Annotated in this window: 17 protein-coding genes; 15 read left to right on the forward strand and 2 right to left on the reverse strand. The window is 41.4% G+C overall.

The genetic code is table 11. The features are described 5' to 3' along the window. Positions 1-130 precede the first annotated feature (130 nt). Positions 131-604 carry a 23S rRNA (pseudouridine(1915)-N(3))-methyltransferase RlmH gene (gene rlmH, locus C5745_RS09080; RefSeq protein WP_105716687.1) on the forward strand — a complete coding sequence of 158 codons (474 nt, stop codon included), beginning with the start codon at positions 131-133 and terminating at the stop codon, positions 602-604. A gap of 154 nt (positions 605-758) precedes the next feature. Further along, positions 759-890, forward strand: coding sequence for a hypothetical protein (locus tag C5745_RS20730; RefSeq protein ID WP_262508122.1), 132 nt, complete (start codon positions 759-761; stop codon positions 888-890). A gap of 61 nt (positions 891-951) precedes the next feature. Here the strand turns inward: C5745_RS20730 and C5745_RS09085 are convergent, their stop codons facing one another. Further along, on the reverse strand, positions 952-1,398 hold the full coding sequence (locus C5745_RS09085) for an NUDIX domain-containing protein (RefSeq protein WP_105716688.1): 447 nt from the start codon (positions 1,396-1,398) through the stop codon (positions 952-954). Positions 1,399-1,418: 20 nt separating this feature from the next. After that, on the reverse strand, positions 1,419-2,153 hold the full coding sequence (locus tag C5745_RS09090) for a hypothetical protein (RefSeq protein ID WP_105716689.1): 735 nt from the start codon (positions 2,151-2,153) through the stop codon (positions 1,419-1,421). A 75-nt stretch (positions 2,154-2,228) separates the two neighbouring features. Between C5745_RS09090 and C5745_RS09095 the strand changes: the two genes are divergently transcribed. From C5745_RS09095 to C5745_RS09155, 13 genes are all read left to right on the forward strand, one after another. Beyond that, positions 2,229-2,576 carry a helix-turn-helix domain-containing protein gene (locus C5745_RS09095; RefSeq protein WP_105716690.1) on the forward strand — a complete coding sequence of 116 codons (348 nt, stop codon included), beginning with the start codon at positions 2,229-2,231 and terminating at the stop codon, positions 2,574-2,576. Positions 2,577-3,111: 535 nt separating this feature from the next. Beyond that, complete coding sequence (pheT, locus tag C5745_RS09100; protein WP_105716691.1) at positions 3,112-5,505, forward strand: phenylalanine--tRNA ligase subunit beta; 2,394 nt, start codon at positions 3,112-3,114, stop codon at positions 5,503-5,505. Between the two features lie 35 nt (positions 5,506-5,540). Further along, a complete protein-coding gene (locus tag C5745_RS09105) occupies positions 5,541-5,849 on the forward strand; it encodes a hypothetical protein (protein WP_105716692.1) in 309 nt (102 codons plus the stop codon). A 49-nt stretch (positions 5,850-5,898) separates the two neighbouring features. Then, positions 5,899-6,189, forward strand: a complete 291-nt coding sequence (locus tag C5745_RS09110) for a cell division protein ZapA (RefSeq protein WP_105716693.1) — start codon at positions 5,899-5,901, stop codon at positions 6,187-6,189. A 246-nt stretch (positions 6,190-6,435) separates the two neighbouring features. Continuing rightward, complete coding sequence (gene rny / locus C5745_RS09115) at positions 6,436-7,995, forward strand: ribonuclease Y (RefSeq protein WP_105716694.1); 1,560 nt, start codon at positions 6,436-6,438, stop codon at positions 7,993-7,995. Positions 7,996-8,297: 302 nt separating this feature from the next. Continuing rightward, on the forward strand, positions 8,298-8,975 hold the full coding sequence (locus tag C5745_RS09120) for a response regulator transcription factor (protein ID WP_105716695.1): 678 nt from the start codon (positions 8,298-8,300) through the stop codon (positions 8,973-8,975). A gap of 3 nt (positions 8,976-8,978) precedes the next feature. Continuing rightward, entirely contained in the window at positions 8,979-10,313 is a 1,335-nt protein-coding gene (locus C5745_RS09125; protein ID WP_207795760.1) for a sensor histidine kinase, read from the forward strand. 69 nt (positions 10,314-10,382) lie between these two features. Continuing rightward, the gene (locus C5745_RS09130) at positions 10,383-11,627 is read left to right on the forward strand and encodes a TolC family protein (RefSeq protein WP_105716696.1); all 1,245 of its coding nucleotides are present in this window, start codon (positions 10,383-10,385) and stop codon (positions 11,625-11,627) included. 7 nt (positions 11,628-11,634) lie between these two features. Beyond that, on the forward strand, positions 11,635-12,726 hold the full coding sequence (locus tag C5745_RS09135) for an efflux RND transporter periplasmic adaptor subunit (RefSeq protein WP_105716697.1): 1,092 nt from the start codon (positions 11,635-11,637) through the stop codon (positions 12,724-12,726). A gap of 10 nt (positions 12,727-12,736) precedes the next feature. After that, on the forward strand, positions 12,737-15,838 hold the full coding sequence (locus C5745_RS09140; protein ID WP_105716698.1) for an efflux RND transporter permease subunit: 3,102 nt from the start codon (positions 12,737-12,739) through the stop codon (positions 15,836-15,838). 24 nt (positions 15,839-15,862) lie between these two features. Next, entirely contained in the window at positions 15,863-16,393 is a 531-nt protein-coding gene (locus tag C5745_RS09145) for a DUF962 domain-containing protein (RefSeq protein WP_105716699.1), read from the forward strand. A 133-nt stretch (positions 16,394-16,526) separates the two neighbouring features. Beyond that, positions 16,527-18,155 carry an L-glutamate gamma-semialdehyde dehydrogenase gene (pruA, locus tag C5745_RS09150; protein ID WP_105716700.1) on the forward strand — a complete coding sequence of 543 codons (1,629 nt, stop codon included), beginning with the start codon at positions 16,527-16,529 and terminating at the stop codon, positions 18,153-18,155. 41 nt (positions 18,156-18,196) lie between these two features. Further along, positions 18,197-19,087, forward strand: coding sequence for a helix-turn-helix domain-containing protein (locus tag C5745_RS09155; RefSeq protein ID WP_105716701.1), 891 nt, complete (start codon positions 18,197-18,199; stop codon positions 19,085-19,087). Position 19,088: the final 1 nt, after the last annotated feature.

Consider the following 19,088-nt stretch of genomic DNA (forward strand, 5'->3'; position numbering starts at 1 on the left):
TAATAATTATATTTACCTTTGCTATAGGTTTAGGTTGATTATCCCGTTTACGGGATTATATTTTTAAAGCCTGGGAAATCGCCAGATTACTCCCAGGCTTTTTTGATGTTAGAATTTATAGGTAATTTCAATGAAAGTAGCTTTATTGTGTGTCGGAAAAACGGATGAGAGTTTTATTAAAATGGGCATAGAAAATTATGCGAAGCGGCTAAAGCATTATGTACATTTTGATATTTTCGTTATTCCTGATATTAAAAACGCAAGGCACTTAACGCAGGAACAACAAAAGACCAGAGAAGGTGAGCTTATCCTAAAACAATTGAAGAATGGGGACTTTGTGGTCTTATTAGACGAACGCGGAAAAGCATTTCGTTCTCTAGAGTTTGCGAAGTTTCTGGAGCAGAAAATGGTGGGTTCTGTTCAGCATGTCGTATTTATCATTGGAGGTCCCTATGGTTTTTCAGAAGAAGTATATGAACGGGCCAATGAACAGTTATCGTTGTCCAAAATGACATTTTCTCATCAGATGATTCGTTTGTTTTTTGTGGAGCAGCTTTATCGGGCATTTACAATTCAACGGGGAGAGCCCTACCACCACGAATAAATAATTATCTATGTGAATTTCCGCTATTAAGTATTTTTTAAAGGCCGAGGAGAGCTAAAGTAAGTTCATTTTATATGCGTTATATTTTTGCATATAAAAGTGAATTTATTTAGGTTTACGTTTATTATCATCACCATAGAAAAAGGAGGCAGTTATGGATATGAACAAATTCAAAAGAGACTATAAATTTAAAAGCGGAGAGTCGGATAATGAAGGTAAACGAAATCTGATCATTATTATCGTCGGTATTGTAGTCGTGATTGCACTAGCGTATTTTTTGAAATAAACTGAAGACGCGGTTATCTTCCAAGGGCTCTTCGCCAATTGATGGACTGTAATCGCGTTTTTTACAATGCCGATTTTTTGAATTGATGCCAAGCCATCTGGTCTGTTTTAAATGTCAAATCAGCTTCTTGCAGAATATCGATTGGCATAAACCTGAAGACCTCCATTTTTTCTTGTTGTTTTTCGTGGGAAAAATCAAAAGGACTTGTTTTTATATCGAATAAGATCGGACTTTTCGCGGTCACTTGATAGTAGATAGAAATAATCTGGCTGTCGTTAAAGCTGGATCGTTCATAGAAATCTGTGGTATATATATGCCGAACAATGTCTATATCTAATTGACATTCTTCCATAAACTCTCGCTTTAGGGCATCGATTAACCCCTCGCCGTACTCCAGCCCGCCGCCAGGAAATTTAGTGAAAGATACATTGAGCGTCTTTTCATCACTAATAAGAACTTCCTTGGTATCTGTAATTAATAGACCGTAAACACGTACGTTAAAATACATTTGAGTTTATTTTGATTTTGTTAGAGGGGTTGAAATCCATTTTCGATGGCCAGTTCATCCACACCGAAAAATGAGTAATGTTTTGGTAAAAACCATTGTATGGTGTTCATGATGGCGTTAAAGTCTTTTTCCGACTGAAATTGTGCAGGTATAATATTAAACACCAAATCCTGTGATGCACGCTCTTCATCAGTGTAATTACGCGCAATTAACATAATTTTTGGATTTTTGACCCCGGAATATCGTAAAAACTCGCGAATCTGTCTCCGAAGAAAATTAGGAAAAATCTCTTCAGCAGGCTGTCCTACCAAAATCTCTTCGTCCTTATCAATACCTAGATATTCTTTCGAATTGGAAAAGACACTTTTATCGGAGTAAAAAGAGCCATTTAATTTAAGATTTACGACATCACCGTAGGAAAAAATCCAATCAGGCTGCTGTAAATGTGCATTGATGGCGATGCCAAAGCCTTGATCTAATATAGTGTTTAGCTGGTTTTTGATAACAAACGCCTGAAAACTCTCACCAGCAGCAACCGTCTGGAGTTGTATGTAGGGAAACCCGTCTTTGCTAATCGCTACTTCCGGTTCACCAAGTTTGAGGTTTGCTCCATCGATATGGCTCAAAAAATGATCTCGCCACTGTTCATCCCGCTCCGAAAAAGGGGCGCCCATCAATTGGTTGATGATGATGGTTTTTTCAAGGTCTCCTAATAAACTGTCTTGCTGATTGTTGTTATTATTGCTTATACTCATATTTCTCTACCCTAAAAAGAGCCCAAAAGTAAGGATTAAATTTGATTTTAGAGAAAATCGCTATCTTGGATTCCTATGTCAGAAAAAAAACTGGATATTCTTAGTCGTCGGGCGTGTGCGTACATACTAGAGCATTATATGGAACGAGATCTGGATCGCAGCCGTATTGCCGCTGCGCTAGGCTGTTCAACCAGAAATCTGAGCCGTGCGTTTGAAGGAAGCGGTGTTAAACTTCATGCATATATTCGTATACTTCGTTTGCATAGAGGTCGGGAGTTGTTGCTTAAAAGATCCCATCTCTCTATCGAACAGATTGCCGATAGAGTACATTTTTCCAGTGCCAGGCACTTTGCCACGCGATACAAAGAACTATTTCGACTTTCTCCTAGCGAAGAGCGAAAAGCAATCTGTAAGCGGAAGTAAAGCGCATCTATCCTGGCTTACCGAATACATGCTATAGATCTTAGATAGTACGCTATGGCGCGTTGGTGATGCGCTTTGCTCCATTACGTGTGGGGTTTGGTTTATTGTACATGCGTTTTTACGCATAGCCGATGCACTTTGAAGTTCTGCATTTGTGTTGTGGCTTACGGGGGGTACGCTACGGTACATTGGTGATCTACTTTGGCTCATTGTGCATGTGTTTAGACCCATTGTACATGTGTTGTGGCTTACAGGTGGTACGCTACGGCGCACTGTTGATATGCTTTGGCCCATTGTTCATGTGTTTTGACTCATTGTTTATCACTTCCTGTCCCTGCTGTATGCTGGTGTTTTTAAATAGAAAACGCGTTAAAAACACTCTTAAACGACGTTTTTGAACAGCAAAAATGATAAAATACCGGATTTTAATCTCCATATTTTCGCCAAAAAAACGACGTGTTCATCAGCATCAACAGAAAACGTTTTACCGAACACGCCAAAAAAACTATCTTTGTGCCTAAAATAAAGATTCAACATGAATATTTCCTATAATTGGCTTAAGAACTACATAAACATCGATAAAACACCAGAAGAGCTATCCTTGATTTTAACAGACATAGGACTGGAAGTGGAGTTATTAGAGACGGTGCAGAGCATTCCAGGTGGTTTAGAAGGTTTAGTTGTAGGAGAAGTGAAAACATGCGCACAGCACCCCAATGCGGATAAATTAAAAGTCACAACAGTGGATGTTGGCAGACCGGAATTATTGCATGTTGTCTGTGGTGCACCCAATGTGCGGGAGGGGCTAAAAGTAATCGTAGCTACGGTGGGAACGTATTGCCATCCGACAAATGGTGAACCTTTTAAAATCACGAAATCTAAAATCCGCGGAGAAGTTTCGGAGGGGATGTTATGTGGTGAGGACGAGATCGGTTTAGGAACTTCACACGCGGGCATCGTAGAGCTGAACGCTGATGCGGTAGTAGGCGCGCTGGTAAAAGATTATTTTAACATCCAAGACGATTTCCGATATGAAATCGGTTTAACACCCAACCGGGCAGACGCTGCGTCGCATTTAGGTGTCGCTCGTGATTTGGCGGCGTATTTCCGTAAACCTTATACACTAGAAGATGTATCTGCTTTTGAAGAAGGAACGGAAGTAGGTGTGCAAGTAGAAGTAAAAGCGCCTGAGGCAGCCCCACGGTACGCCGGAGTGACTATTTCCGGTATTACCGTAGTAGAGTCGCCCGATTGGCTGAAAGAAAAACTGAATGTAATCGGCGTGCGTCCTATAAATAATATAGTAGATATCACAAACTATATATTACACGATTTGGGGCAACCCCTGCATGCGTTTGACGCAGCGAAGATTGCCGAAAATAGAATAGTCGTACGGTACGCGGCAGAAAACGAGCTTTTTGTAACATTAGATGGCGTAGAAAGAAAGCTCTCGTCAGAAGATCTGGTTATCGCAGATGCGGATAAGCCGATGTGTATCGCTGGTGTTTTTGGAGGTGAGTATTCGGGTGTTAACGAGGCAACTACCAGCATTTTCTTGGAATCGGCGTATTTTGATGCCGTATCGATACGGAAGACATCGAAACGTCACGGTCTAAAAACAGATTCTTCGTTTCGTTTTGAGCGCGGTACAGATCCCAATATGCCGGTGTATGCATTGCAAAAAGCGGCATTAATGATTCAGGAGATCGCCGGTGGTAAGATCGTTTCTTCTATAAGCGACAGCTATCCAAGACCCGTCTCGCCGTTTATATTCCCCGTTCATTATGGTCGAGTGCGTCAATTGATCGGTAAGGAAATACCCGATATAGAAATTAAAGCAATTATTGAAGCGTTAGGGATCGGCGTTTCAGAAGAGAACGGCGAAGAAATTACAGTGCGTGTGCCTGCTTATAAAGTCGACGTTACCCGAGAGGTAGATGTTATCGAGGAGGTGTTACGTATCTACGGTTATAACAATATCGAACTAAAGTCGCAGATTAAATCTTCTTTGAATACAACAGAAAAGCCGGATAAAGAAGTGGTGTTAAACCAGGTTGCAGATTTATTGATAGGAAATGGCTACCGCGAGATATTAAACAATTCCCTTACGAAATTGTCGTTTATAGAAGACGAGCAAACGGCTGTTCGTTTGGTTAATCCGCTGAGCTCGGATTTAGATACAATGCGTCAAAACCTGTTGTTTTCCGCATTGACGACGGTAGCTTACAACCAAAAACGAAAACAGCCAAATGCTAAATATTTCGAGTACGGTAAAACCTATTTTAAGACAGAAGAAGGCTATAAGGAGCAGCAAAAATTAGCATTATGCATAGCGGGCGATCAAATAGAGGAGCATTGGGATTTAAAGAGTAAAAAGACGAACTTTTATCATTTGAAAGCGGCTGTTGACGCTGTAATCAAACGTTTGAATATCGCAGGACTGCAGTTGCAGGAAACGGATGAAACTTATTTTGATTATGGGCTGAATTACATGAAGGGGCAAAAGGTCCTGGTGACCTTAGGCTCTGTCTCTGCCGGTAATCTGAAAAAAGCCGATGTAGATAACAAAGTTTATTTTGCTCAATTTGATTGGGATCTTGTCATTAAGATAATACGTAAAAATAAGATAAAATATAGAGAGGTGTCCAAATTTCCAGCAGTACGCCGAGATTTATCATTACTAATCGATGATGTGGTGACGTTCGACGAGCTCTTGCGAATAGCGACGAAAACCGAACGTAAATTACTTAAAGAGGTTAATATCTTTGATGTTTACAAAGGCGCCGGACTTGCCGAAGGCAAGAAATCCTACGCATTGAGTTTTACACTGCAAGACGAAGAAAAAACGTTAAATGACAAACAAATTGAGGCCATAATTAAAAAATTATTGCTTAACTTTGAGCAAGAAATTGGTGCGGTAGCGCGCTAATGGGTACGTTTAACGATTAATTGCGAAAAAATTATATGGCTGGACTATCTACACAAATGAATGTCATTGTCGAGAAGACGAAGAATCTAATTCAGTTGTGCGAGGCCTTGCAGGAAGAAAATGATTTATTAAAGCTGGAAGTACAATCTTTACAGGTAGCATTTCAAACAAGTACAAATAAAGTACAGCAGTTGGAGGAAAAGGTTAAGGCTTTGGCAGTTGCAAAAACATTGGATGATTCGGAGGTAGATAAAGAAGCTATAAATGAAAAAATACTTGACACAAAGCAAAAAATTAACGATTTTGTGCGAGAAATAGACAGATGTATAGGCTTGTTGAAGTAGGGAAAGGGTAAAGGCATAAGCCTGTTACGTTATTTAAGCTCAAAAAAACATGGGAGAAATTTCCATAAAAATAAATATCGCAGACCGTGTTTATCCATTGAGGGTGGCGACGGAAGAGGAGGAAGTGATTAGATACGCTGCGAAATTAATTAATGAAAAAATAAAGGAATTGCAAGAAAATTATGCAGTTCGTGATAAACAAGATTTGTTGTCTATGTGTGTCTTGCAGTATGCCACAGGTATGATAAAAGCCGAGCGTAGTGCACAGCAACAGGAGAATGGATTGGAGGAGAAAGTTCATGAATTGGATGTTATTTTAACGGATTTCTTTAGAAAATAACGATATCGTTCTTTATTTCAGAGCTTATAACGACGAATTTGCCGCAATTAAATTCGGGTTGTCACTATTTTAAACTTAACGCTTCAATATCACGAGCGAAACAAGATGTAGGCCATTTTGCGAAAGCCATCTAGGTCATGATCAATTGCTCAAATCATGTGTAATCGAAGTTTAATAATACATGGGACCTGTTACATTTAATTGCGGTTTTTTTTTGAATAAACAGAAATAACATATATATAAACAATGGATTTAATTACAATTATTTCAATTATAATTTCGCTTATTATAGGTATCGTTATTGGTCGTTTTTTGTTGCAGACAGTCTTCAAGAAACAGGAACAAGCGGCACAAGAGAAGGCGGGACGCATCATTAAGGAAGCTGAACAACAAGCTGAGCATCACAAAAAACAACGTAATTTAGAGGCAAAAGAAAAGTTTCTGCAATTGAAGGCAGAGCATGAAAAGGAAGTTAGCCAACGCAATAGTGCGGTGGCACAAAAAGAAAATACGATTCGGCAGAAGGAGCAGTCGCTGAATCAAAAATTGGAAAGCCTCAATAGGGAAAAGCAAGATTTAGATAGCAAAAGCAAGAAACTTGATCATTTAATTGAACTCAACGAGAGAAAATCGGAAGAGGTAAATCAATTAAAGAACCAGCACATCAAACAACTGGAAACTATCGCTGGTTTGTCTGCTCAGGAAGCTAGAGAACAATTGGTTAGCTCGCTTCGTGAGGAAGCGCGTTCGCAAGCCATCATGCAAATCAAAGATATCGTGGACGAAGCAAAATTGACTGCGTCAAAAGAAGCCAAAAAAGTTGTAATCCAAACGATTCAACGAACAGCAACCGAATCAGCTATCGAAAATACCGTATCTATTTTTAATATTGAAAACGATGAAATTAAAGGCCGAATTATTGGTCGCGAAGGACGTAACATTCGTGCTTTGGAAGCTGCCACGGGCGTTGAAATCATTGTAGACGATACCCCAGAGGCGATTATATTATCTGGATTCGATCCCGTACGCCGTGAGATAGCCCGTTTGTCGCTACATAGATTGGTGACTGATGGACGGATTCACCCCGCCCGTATTGAAGAGGTCGTGGCGAAGACGCGGACGCAGATCGAAGATGAAATCGTTGAAATTGGCGAGCGTACGGCAATTGATTTAGGTATACATGGCCTTCATCCGGAACTGATACGTATGGTTGGTCGTATGCGTTACCGTTCTTCCTACGGACAGAATTTATTACAGCACTCTCGCGAAGTTGCCAACTTTGCAGCAACGATGGCGGCAGAGCTTGGTCTGAATGTAAAACATGCGAAGCGGGCAGGTCTTTTGCACGATATCGGAAAAGTACCTGACGACAATCCGGAATTGCCACACGCGATTTTGGGTATGCAATTGGCGGAGAAATATAAAGAACATCCTGATGTCTGCAATGCTATCGGGGCACACCACGATGAAATAGAAATGACCTCGTTGATTTCGCCAGTCGTCCAGGCATGTGATGCTATCTCCGGTGCGCGTCCAGGTGCCCGTCGCGAGGTCGTTGAGAGCTATATCAAACGTTTGAAGGAATTGGAGGAGCTGGCTCTTTCTTACCCAGGGGTTGAAAAAACATTCGCTATTCAAGCCGGTCGCGAATTACGGGTCGTAGTTGAATCAGAGAAGGTTTCCGACGCGCAGGCGGAGATCTTGGCAGCAGATATATCCAACCGTATCCAAACGGAGATGACCTATCCAGGTCAGATCAAGGTCACGGTTATTCGTGAGACAAGATCCGTTTCATACGCGAAGTAGTAATAACCTTTTTGCTACTTTTTTAGAGAAAAGTAGCGTAAACTGAACGAAGTGAGTTCATGAACACTAAAGTAAACACTAGTTCATAAAAATCGTCGCTTCAAATCTTTGAGAAGAGGGGTAGTACTAAGGATGAGTTTATACAGACCTCAAATATTTGTATGCGACATTCTAGATTAATGAGGGGATTGTGCAGTGTTGCATTGTCCCCTTTTTAACATCTTGATGCCACATAGAACAGAAAAGAAGTCCCCTTTGGCTTCTTTACCCCAAATTCCTTATTTTTGAATAAATACCAGCGTATGCAAATTCTTGTAGTAGAAGACGATAACCGGATCAGTAACTTTTTAATTAAAGGACTGGAGGAGCGTGGCTATATGGTAACGTTATGTAAAAACGCGGAAGATGTATTAAAACAATATATCAACATCGAATGGGATCTTATTATTTTGGATATCATGTTGGAGGATATGGATGGTGTGCAGCTCTTGCAGACACTGCGCTACAAAAAAGTGTTTACTCCTATCCTTATGTTAAGCGCGTTGAATAGTGTTCAGGATAAGATATCGGCATTAGATTACGGTGCGGACGATTATCTTACGAAACCCTTTCATTTTGATGAGCTACTTTCACGCATCCGAGCGCTTACACGCAGACGAAGATATGACCACCTGGAAATACCGAAGGCTGAGCTACAGCTTGGACGCCTACACATCAATTTTGAACAATATAAAGTTACGTTGGGAGAGGAGCCGGTTGATTTGTCTCCCAGAGAGTACAAGCTACTTATCTATCTGGTAGAAAACGAAGGAAAAACAGTCACTAGGATGCAAATTCTAAACGCAGTCTGGGGTATTACGTTTGACAACCATACGAATGTAGTGGACGTCTATATATCCTATCTCCGAAGTAAAATCGAGAAGGAAAATGACAAGTATATTTTTACCGTCAAGGGTGTAGGATATATGTTCAAAGTATAGCATATGAGGTTAAAACATAGGTTATCGCTATATTCTGTCGTGATGTTTGGGGTCATCATGCTGGTATTCTCGATCGTGATTTATCTTTCCTATTATGCACAACTGGAACGAAAAGAACAGCAATCACTGGAAAGTAAGTCGTTACTTGCCGCCATTTATTATCTAGAGAAGGACGAGCTTTCTTTTTTAGAACACACCAATGTTAAAAATCAGTTGTACCGTACGATTTCTCGACAACATATTGTCGTGTTTGATAGCCTGGATAACGTGTACAACGGAGATATGCAGACACCTGACGAAATTCCTTCTTCATTTATAGCGGATGTAAGACGCATGGGAAATGCTTTTTTTAAGACTGATTTATTCTTCTACAATGGTATCTTCTATCCAGATAATGAAGGCGATTTCGTCGTGATTACGCGGGAGTCTAAGACTGAGTTTAGTGCGCAGATGTCTTCCCTCTTTCAAATATTGATGGCTGTTTTTTTATTCGGTATAGTGTTTATCTTCCTCTTCTCGCAGTATTTAAGCTATATAGCTTATCAGCCTATCATCAAGATTATTAGTCAAATTAAAGACCGTGATAGTAAAAACTTTAACGAGCCCCTTTCCTTGGCCAAGACTTATACGGAGATCGGAGACTTAGTGAATACTTATAATCACTTTGTAAAGCGTATAGAAAAGACCTTCAACGTGCAAAAGAATTTTATCGATTACGTGTCCCATGAACTGCGCACACCGATAACGGCGTTGTTGGGGACGTTGGAGGTAACCAAAAGTAAACCTCGATCTGTTGAGGAGTACGAACGGGCGATTACACAATTAAGGCAGTACACACTTGACCTGCAAACAACATTGGACCAAATGATGCTCCTCTCGGGCGCAAAGACGAATTTTGAACTACAGCCGACAAGGGTCGATGAAGTGCTTTGGCAGCTTGTGGAAAATATGGTGCTTTACCACCGAGCACATATTGATGTTGATCTTCAAGTCGAAGATAATGCTTTATTGACCGTCGAGGGTAACGACAAATTACTTGAATTGGCTATCGGAAACGTTCTAGAAAACGCGATTAAATATTCGAATAATAAAATAGTTAAGGTCAGGTTTCGTGAGCAGGGAAATAAATTGGTCGTCTCTATTATCGATCAAGGGATTGGCATTCTGCAACAGGATCTGCAACATATCCGACAAAATTTTTATCGAGGCCATAACACACAAAAATATCAGGGGAAAGGTATCGGGTTATCGATGGCGAATATTATTTTTTCCCTCCACCAAGTAGAGATGGAGATCTCTTCGAGCACGCAGGGAACGACTGTCCACTTGCATTTCTAATCAAATTCTAATCTATCACGAAATTTAGCTTAACCTTGCTGACGTACATTTGTTAAAAATGTATAGAAGGTGAGATATTATTTAACTGTTTTAACACTTTGTGCTGTTTTTATAGGCTATGCACAACCCTATAGTTTAGATCAGCTTGAAGCCAGCTTTTTGCAACGTAATTATTTAGTCATTGCCGAGAAGTTTGAGATAAGCAAAGCTGAAGCAGAAATTGTACAGGAAAAAGTATGGGAGAATCCCACTTTGGCCATAAGTGAAGTTAACCTGTGGACAAATCCCGGGGGGGAGCGAATGACGCCTATGTTTGGGAGCTGGGGAGAGACACAACAAATTTCCGTAGGTTTGGAACAATTGATCGAAACTGCTGGAAAGCGGAAAAAGCGAGTAGCTATAAAACGTTTGGAACATCGGATGGCTGTCTACGAATTTGAGGAGCTCGTTCGTGAACTAAAAAAGGAACTGCGGCAGACGTTTTATCAACTCTCGTCGGTAAAATATAACCGTTCGCAATTGATGCATATTGTGCAGCTTTTCGAGCAAATGAAAAATCAATATGACCGTCAGGCCAGTCAGCAAAACATAACGAAGGCAGACTATTTCCGAGTAAACAACGAATTAGCGAGTTTGCGGAAGGATTTAATCGACCTCGAAGCTGATATGGAAACGAATCTTTCTAAACTCCGCATGTTGACACGGCTATCTGATTTGGAACTCGATCAGTTACAGGTTAACCAAAGATTTACGAGTCGGACAATTTTGCTTCCGGCAGATATAAAGACCTTGCTGGCCGAACAAAACATCGCTATTCAGAAGCAAGCTGTTTCCATAAAAAAAGCGGAGGGCGAACTAACGCTTGAACGCGCCAACCGTAAACCGGATATGACCGTAGGGATGGAATATGACCGCGGCGGGAATATTATGCAAGACTTTATCGGGCTAAACCTGTCGATAGATTTACCCATCTTCAATCGCAATAAAGGAAACATACAAAAAGCCCGCTATCAGCTTGACCAGGAGAAGGTGATTTATGAAGGGTTACAGTCTGAACTCGAAGAAGAAGTAAACCAATATAAAAAACAGTTACTGGGGTACGAAAATATGCTGAATGGATGGGAAAATGCCGAACCGCAGGAGAAAATGATGGAAAACTACCATAAACACCTGCTGGAAAAGCAGGTGACGTTAATGGAGTTTATTGACTACGTACAATCCCATAGGGAAGCACAAGAATCCTATGTAGCAATATGGGAAGATTATAACCTCACGTTCGAAGAACTACAATATTTATTAGGTAAAGACTTTTAAAAAGAATATGACAAGGAAAATTTATTGGGGTACTGCGGCGTTACTCTGGAGTCTTAGCGCTTGTACGCCAGAAGTCGAAGAGAAATCATCAGAGCGGGAAGCGTTCTGCCTAAACCATCAGCTGAAGAAAGCAACGGAAATTATCGAGGTAAAGGAACAACCAATCACAGAGCAGCTGACACTATCTGGTAAGATAGATTACGACGAAAACAATATGGTTGCTTTCCGCAGCTTATTGGAAGGTGTTGTAGAAAGCGTATCTTTTGAGTTAGGGGACCAAGTGAAGCAAGGGCAAGTGCTGGCGACGATAAAATCTGCGCAGATACAGGAACTATACCAACAAAAGCGGTTTCAGGAGAATCAGATTGTCTTGTTAAAAAAGCAAACGCAAAGTACGCGGGAGCTGGCAGCCGATGGCTTAGCGACGACTCAGGATGTGTTAGCTGTAGAGCATGAACTGGAAAGCGCTATATTAGAGCTAGAGCGGATCAACGAAAGCTTGTCCTTATACCGGGCGGCGGGAAAAGATGCCTTTCATCTGCTGGCACCCAAAAACGGGTATATTATTCAAAAGTCTATTAGCCCCGGACAAAGTGTAACGGGCGATAGCGAACCACTTTTTTCTATATCAAACCTGAAAGAGGTGTGGGTAATGGTAAACATTTACGCGACTAATTTGCGTCACGTACAGGTGGGAAATAAGGTGAAGGTGCGTACGATCGCTTATCCAGATAAGTTCTACGAAGGCAAAATTGACAAGATCTATAATACCTTTGATGATAACGAACATGTGTTAAAAGCACGTGTGGTACTGCCGAACCCGAATATGGACTTAATGCCCGGTCTAAGCGCTGATATCGTTATTGATCTTAATCGTAAAGACGCGGAAATGGCTTTGGCTATTCCAAACCGTGCAAAGGTGTTCAGTAATAACAAAGAGTATATGGTGGTGTATAGAGACAGCTGTGACATGGACGTCCGTCCGATAACTATACTCGGAGACAATGAAGAGTATACATATGTCAAAGAAAAATTACATGCAAACGAGATGATTGTAGGAACGAATGCGCTGTTGATTTTCGAACAGCTGAACCAATAAACTAGGGGGAATGAAGAAGTTTGTACAAAATATCGTTACGTTTTCATTGCAAAATACAACCATTGTACTGTTTGCGGTGATGATTTTAGTATTTGCTGGAATTTATGCTTTGCGCCATACCGCAGTGGAAGCATTTCCAGACGTCACCAACACGCGAGCGCGTATTATTACGCAATGGCCTGGTCGAAGCGCTGAGGAAGTGGAGAAGTTAGTAACTTTACCCATATCCAAAGAAGTGAATAGCATTCCACGGAAATCGAACGTGCGCTCCATCTCCTTATTTGGACTTTCCGTGGTAACGGTTCAATTTGAGGATGGTGTAGAAGACTTTTATGCGCAACAGTATGTTTCCAATAAATTAGCGGGCGTCGACTTACCAGATGGTACGGACACGGAGGTGGAACCGCCGTCTGGAGCGACAGGTGAAATTTTTCGATATGTAATAAGAGGCGATCTACCAATTAAGGAATTGACGGCTTTGCAAGATTGGGTTATCGAACGGGAGCTTTTAGGTGTTCCGGGTGTTGCTGATATTGTTAGTTTTGGCGGTGAAGAGAAAATTTATGAAATCAAGATTCACCCGGCTGAACTCAAGAATTATGACCTCTCGCCGCTAGATGTTTATGAAGCCGTATCGAAATCGAATATTAATGTCGGAGGAGATGTTATCGAACGAGGTGATCAAGCGTATGTGGTACGGGGCGTGGGATTGTTGGATAAACTGGCAGATATCGGGAATATTACCGTTAAACTGAATGGATCGACTCCGATTTTAATAAAACATGTTGCAGAGGTTGAAATTTCACATAAGCCCAGATTGGGACAAGTTGGATTTAACGATGAGGATGATTTAGTGCAAGGAATTGTAATCATGCTTCGTGGCGAGAATCCTTCGGAGGTGATCACCCATTTGAAGGCGAAAATAGACGAGTTGAATGAACGTGCTTTGCCGGAAGGCGTACGTATTGAGCCGGTTCTCGACCGTACACACTTAGTGGACAATACCGTACGGACCGTGTCTCACAACCTGATAGAGGGTATCCTATTGGTTTCCTTGATTGTGTTTATCTTTTTGTACAATTGGAAGTCTACTTTTATCGTTGCGTCAGTTATCCCTTTGTCTTTTTTGTTCGCTATTGTGATGCTAAAGATACAAGGATTGCCCGCGAACCTCATATCCATGGGGTCGCTGGACTTCGGCTTGTTGCTGGAAGGTACACTGGTTATCGTAGAAACTGTATTTGTAGCATTAGCCGGCTTGTCACACCGCGTTGGGCCAGAACGTTTTGCGAAGATGAGCAAGCTGGGGGTCATTAAGAGAAGTGCCGGAAGTGTTGCTTCTTATATTTTCTTCGCCTTAATTATCCTGATCGTCGCCTTGTTGCCAATTTTCTCTTTTCAGAAAGTAGAAGGAAAAATGTTCAGCCCTTTGGCCTTTACATTGGCTTACGCACTGTTAGGATCTTTGATTCTAAGCCTTACATATGTACCTGCAATGTGTAAACTTTTGTTTACAAAAAACATAGAGGAGCGGGAGAACATGGTAACGCGGTTTTTTCAACGTTCTATTTTTGGATTGTTTGCAATAAGTTTTCGGTATAAAAAAACAACGATCGGTATTTTTCTGGGTATTTTAATGTTGTGTTTATTCAAGTTTATGCATTATGGTTCCGAATTTTTGCCAAAACTGAACGAAGGAGCTATTTATATTCGTGCGACCTTACCGAATAGTGTAAATTTGAGCGAGTCCACGCGCTTGGCAAAAGAGATGAAAGTTTTAATGGAAGATAGTGCGGAAGAGATAGATTTCGTCTTAACACAAACGGGACGACCGAATGACGGGACCGATCCAACTGGTTTCTTTAATATCGAATTTCACGTACAGTTGAAGGATGCTGAAACTTGGACGCGTAAAATCACGAAGGAGGATATAATCCAAAATATACGGGAAAAATTAGATCATTACCCAGGTGTAACTTTCGGGTTCAGTCAGCCGATACAGGATAATGTCGAGGAGTTTGTGGCGGGGGTGAAGAGCTCGCTAGTCATCAAGATTTTTGGGGACGACTTATACAACCTAGAAGATTATGCCAATCAAGTAGCATCGGCTATCGAGAAAGTGCGTGGTATTACGGATATTAACGTCTACAAAAATATCGGTCTACCTGAATTGCGCATTCAGCTGCATGATTCGGAAATGGCAAAATACGGTGTGTTTACGGCGGATGTCCAAGCGGTGGTAGAAATGACAATCGGTGGTCAGGCGGCGACAAAATTTTACGAGGGCGATCGGCAATTTGATGTCGTATTACGCTTTGACGAACCTTACCGGGACACACCCGAAAAAATCAAGAATATTTTGATTCCAACCAGTAGCGGACAGAATATTCCCTTGCAGGAGATCGCAACGGTGAGTTATCAAACGGGACCGGCGTTCATCTATCGGGAAGGGAGTAGCCGATACATCGGTGTTGGATTTAGCATAGAGGGACGTGATCTGGGTAGCACAATAGACGAGGCAAAAGAAATCGTTGCTAACGAAGTCTCGCTGCCGCAGGAGAACTATATGGAATGGGCGGGTGAATTTGAAAGTAAGGAACGGGCGGCAAAACAATTGGCCCTCGTCGTTCCAGTTAGCTTGACGCTCATCTTAATATTATTGTATTTCAACTTTGGAAATATAAAAGATACGCTCGTGTCTTCGTTAACTTTAGCGTTTGCCTTTATCGGTGGATTTATCTCTTTGTGGGCGACCGGTACCATCTTTGGCATTTCGGCTGGGATAGGCTTTATTATTTTGTTTGGTGTGGCGACGATCGACGGTATTGTGCTGATTGGAGTTATTCGCGATAACATCCGTCATCGTATGGAATTATTACCCGCTATATATTCCGGTGTTAAAAGTAGAATACGTCCGGTGGTCATGATCGCTTTAATGGGATCGGTTGGTTTGCTTCCTGCAGCGTTGTCTACAGGCATGGGATCGGAGATCCAAAAACCGCTTGCGATCATGATTGTGGGGGGATTGATTATATGTTTATTCTTGAGTTTTACCGTTATCCCTGTCGTATTTTACTGGGCAAACCGAAAACAACATGGGACAAGAGCTTAAAAGATAATATGTACCTTTGCGTATATGAGTAAGCGATACAATAAGGGACGTAAAACGCCAGACTTTGATAGGGTTGTCGACCGCTATTTTTACGAAATGGATCAACGTTTTTCCATGGGCAATATGGGGCTGTATGCTATCAGTCTGGCATTTGTATTTTTTGGTGTTTTGGGATTGATTTGGATGATTCCGTTTCCTAAACTTGATTTTCTGGTTCGCATGCATATGGATACCTTTCTAAACTGGGGTTCTTTCTACATTGCCGTCATCATCTATTTGTATTTACGGCTGGCTCCAACACTATCGTATGCCATGCTTTTCACCATCGCTGTAATGAGCTTTTTTATCGTCCAGCTGGAATATCTCGAACGCGATGGTGGGCCTGCAGTATGGTTAGTTTGTACCGTATTAACTATTATAGGGTTATCAACGACTCTTTTACAAACTAAAAAAACGCCTCGTCATACCGCATGGATAGACGTCTGGCGGCTGGTGACGATCGGTCCAATTTGGCTTTGGTCTAAGGTATTCATTGCCCTTAAAATAAAGTACTAGCAACTTATCTTTGCCGGTATTTCCTGTTATATCTTGGTATGTGGCAATATATGTTTATATAAAAACATAATCCGTATATATAACGTACTATAGAATAGGTAATTTTATCTCAAATTAAAAAAAGAGCACAGTTATGTTAAAAGGATTTTTTAATGTTCCTACACCAGTTAATGAGCCGGTTAATTCATATGCTCCTGGTACAAAGGAAAGGGAGCTATTAGAAGCGGCTATAAAAGAGGCGAGAGCACAGGAAGTAGATGTTCCCATGTACATCGGAGGAAAAGAAGTGCGTACAGGAAACAAAGCGAAGATGACCCCTCCACATGACCATCAGCATATCTTGGGCTACTACCATGAAGGGACAAAGAGTCACGTTGAAGATGCGATCAACGCTGCTTTGGCAGCAAAGGAAAATTGGGAGAAACTTCCATGGGAGCAACGCGCAGCTATCTTTTTAAAGGCGGCTGAATTAATAGCAACAAAGTACCGCTACGTCATCAATGCAGCAACGATGCTAGGCCAATCGAAAAATGCTTATCAAGCCGAGATTGACTCCGCTTGTGAGCTCGCTGATTTCTTACGTTTCAACGTAGCGTATATGACCGAAATTTACAGTCAACAACCACCTGTGAGTCCAAAAGGTTTTTGGAATAGAGTTGAGCAACGTCCGCTAGAAGGATTTGTTTTCGCGTTGACGCCATTTAATTTTACGGCTATTGCCGGAAATTTACCATCTAGTGTTGCGATGATGGGAAATGTAGTTGTATGGAAACCTTCCAACACGCAGATCTATTCGGCGAATATCATCATGGAAGTATTTAAGGAAGCAGGTGTTCCGGATGGCGTGATTAACTTAGTTTATGTTTCTGGGCCAGATGCAGGAGATGTAATCTTTAAACATCCAGATTTTGCAGGTATTCATTTTACTGGTTCTACGGCTGTATTCCAAAATATATGGAACACCATAGGTGAAAATATTCACCGCTATAAGACGTATCCTCGCATTGTAGGCGAGACAGGTGGAAAAGATTTTATCTTGGCACATCCATCGGCCGATATTGATGTCCTTAACACCGCGTTGGTCCGTGGAGCTTTCGAATTCCAAGGCCAAAAATGTTCGGCGGCGTCCCGTGCATATATCCCTAAATCATTGTGGGATGATCTTCGTCCGCGCATGGAACGTGACATAAGCTCCTTCAAGATTGGCGGTACGGAAGATTTCGGTAATTTTATCAATGCTGTTATTGACGAAAAAGCATTCGACAAAATCACCAGCTACATAGACCGGGCGAAAGCCGCAACAGATGCAGAAGTTATTATTGGCGGCGAATACGACAAATCAAAAGGCTATTTTATTCACCCGACGGTTATTCAAGCTAAGGTAGGGGATTATGAAACCATGACAGAAGAATTATTTGGTCCTGTACTGACGGTTTATCTTTACGAAGATGACAAATGGGAAGAAACGTTGGAACTGGTGGACAAAACATCTCCTTATGCCTTGACAGGCGCGGTTATTTCCCAATGTCGTTATGCCATAGATGAGGCTACATATAAGTTGCGTAATGCAGCCGGTAATTTCTACATTAATGATAAATGTACGGGAGCTGTCGTCGGCCAACAACCTTTTGGTGGCGCTAGAGGTTCGGGTACGAACGACAAAGCCGGTGCGATGATCAACTTGCTGCGTTGGGTGTCTCCACGTACCATCAAGGAGACTTTTAATCCCGAAACGGATTACCGTTATCCATTTTTAGGTTAATTGATAATTTTTAGCCCATGGCTTAAGCCGTGGGCTATATCATGATGATGAAGTCTTCGGAACATAGAAAGCCAATCGAATTTACCGTACCCGTGCGGGGCGACGAGGCATTTTACGTCATGGATAATACGGGAACGAATTTTTACGAATATTATCATCGGCATCGGGAATTCCAAATTACCTACATTGTAGAGGGAAGGGGGGCGCTTATGCTGGGCAACCTCATACGGCCTTGTTTGGAAAATCAGTTATTCCTTATTAAGCCTAATGATCCGCATCTGTTCTTTAAAGACGAGCACATTGCGGAAGAACCGCGGATACGCATTATACACCTCTTCTTCTCGTTGGAAAAGCTACGTCCGTTCTTTGATATGAACGAAATGAGGGTGGTTAAATCGTTGTTTTATTCATTGGACGCTAGTAAGTTGCTGCCAGAGCAATTCGCGATACCATTGAAGGAGTTATTCGTATCCCTATATCGTAAAGAAGGCGCATCTAAATTGATTAATCTGTTGTATATCTTTAAGGAACTGGTAGCTAGGGAAGACAAATTTATATCCTTGTATTCTGGTTTAAATAAGGTTCATTTCCAAGAGGCCGATGGGCTTCGTATCCATACCGTGATTAAATATGCGATCGAAAATTATAGACGAACGATCTCGATTGAAGAAGTTTCGGCGCTGATCCATCTAACGCCGACCGCTTTTTGTAAATTCTTTAAAAAACATACGCAAAAAACATTTATCTCTTTCCTCAACGAAATACGTATTGAAAGTGCATGTCAATTATTAGTTAACAATAAAGTAGAAAGTATCGCCGAAACAGCTTATCAATGCGGGTTTAACACGGCTGTGCATTTCAACAGGGTGTTTCTCCATGTGATGAAAGTGTCTCCTAAGGAATTTATTGCCGCACGTACTCGAAAAAGATAGC

It is taken from the genome of Sphingobacterium haloxyli, from assembly GCF_002980525.1.
GTDB lineage: Bacteria > Bacteroidota > Bacteroidia > Sphingobacteriales > Sphingobacteriaceae > Sphingobacterium > Sphingobacterium haloxyli.